The organism is Paenarthrobacter sp. CC6, assembly GCF_040560085.1.
Classification (GTDB): domain Bacteria; phylum Actinomycetota; class Actinomycetes; order Actinomycetales; family Micrococcaceae; genus Arthrobacter; species Arthrobacter nicotinovorans.
Map to the genome: position 1 here is coordinate 1 of NZ_JARDAN010000047.1, position 1,265 is coordinate 1,265.

Here is a 1,265-nt window from a genome sequence, read left to right on the forward strand (position 1 = left end):
GGCAAAGTCATAGGGTCGTTGCAACGCTCTGATTGATGGAGCGTTTTATGGTCAAGTTGTTCCCCAAGGCTGCGCGTACTGAGTTTCTTGATTTGGTGTGTGCGGGGATGCCTGTTCGTACTGCTGCCCGGCGTGTCGGGGCGGTGCACGCTACCGGGCACAATTGGTGGGTTCAGTCTGGCCTAATGATGACCGTGAACCGGGGTGCTACCGGAGGTCTTGCCGATCCTGCTCCTTCAGTCGGGGGCCCTGGCCGTGCGTTGGGTCTGGAAGAGCGAGGCATGATCCAGATGGGTGTGCGGATGGGCCTCAGTTACGCGAAGATCGGCGCATTGATCGGGCGGGATAAGTCCGTAGTTTGGCGGGAGGTCAAACGCCACACGAGCGCGGACGGGAAGTACTACGCCTCGGTCGCTCACGCCAAAGCGCATCAGGACAGGCGCCGTCCCAAACCCTTCAGGCTGGCCAAGGACGAGGGTTTGTGCCGGCTGATCGGCGTCTGGATGGATGACGGGTGGAGTCCGAAGCTGATCTCCTCGATGTTGGCGTATTACTTCGGTGACGATCAGACTATGCAGGTGAGCCACGAGACGATCTACCAGGCCCTTTACGTCCAAACCCGCGGGAACCTGCGGGCGGACCTGGCCGAAAAGCTCAGCCTGAAACGCAAACAACGCATCCCCCACGGCACTGACCGGCGCGCCAACAGCCCCTATAAAGAGGCCTTCAAGATCAGCCAACGTCCCGCCGAGGTCCAGGACCGGGCAGTGCCCGGGCATTGGGAAGGTGACCTCATCATCGGCGCCAACGGGACAGCGATCGGAACCTTGGTGGAACGCTCAACCCGGTTCACGATCCTGCTGCACCTGCCAGGGGACCACACCGCGGAAACCGTTGCCGCCGCGATGATCCGGGAGATGGCCTCCCTCCCGGATCACCTGCGCCGGTCGATCACCTGGGACCGCGGCACCGAACTGGCCGACTACGCAAAAATCCAGACCGCTCTCGATACGACGATGTACTTCTGCGACCCGCACTCGCCCTGGCAGCGCGGCACCAACGAAAACACCAACCGGCTCCTGCGGTTCTGGTTCGAGAAAGGCACTGACCTTTCAGTGCACACCCCCGAGGACATCCGCCTGGTCGCAGCGAAACTCAACCGCCGCCCCAGACCAACACTGAACCTCGAGACCCCAGCCAACCGGCTAAACCAGCTGCTACAAGCGGCCTAACCCCCAGCGTTGCTCCCACCAATTGACTTTGCC

1 protein-coding gene is annotated in these 1,265 nt (G+C 61.7%); it reads left to right on the forward strand.

Annotation, left to right across the window (positions count from 1 at the left end; translation table 11 throughout):
- Window positions 1-47: 47 nt before the first annotated feature.
- Window positions 48-1,232: an IS30 family transposase gene (locus PV760_RS21415; RefSeq protein ID WP_039243563.1), complete on the forward strand. Its 1,185-nt coding sequence runs from the start codon at window positions 48-50 to the stop codon at window positions 1,230-1,232.
- Window positions 1,233-1,265 lie beyond the last annotated feature (33 nt).

What these genes read in the sequence shown, in the direction of transcription:
- PV760_RS21415 (WP_039243563.1), top strand. Translation starts at nt 48, where the DNA reads ATGGTCAAGTTGTTCCCCAAGGCTGCGCGTACTGAGTTTCTTGATTTG.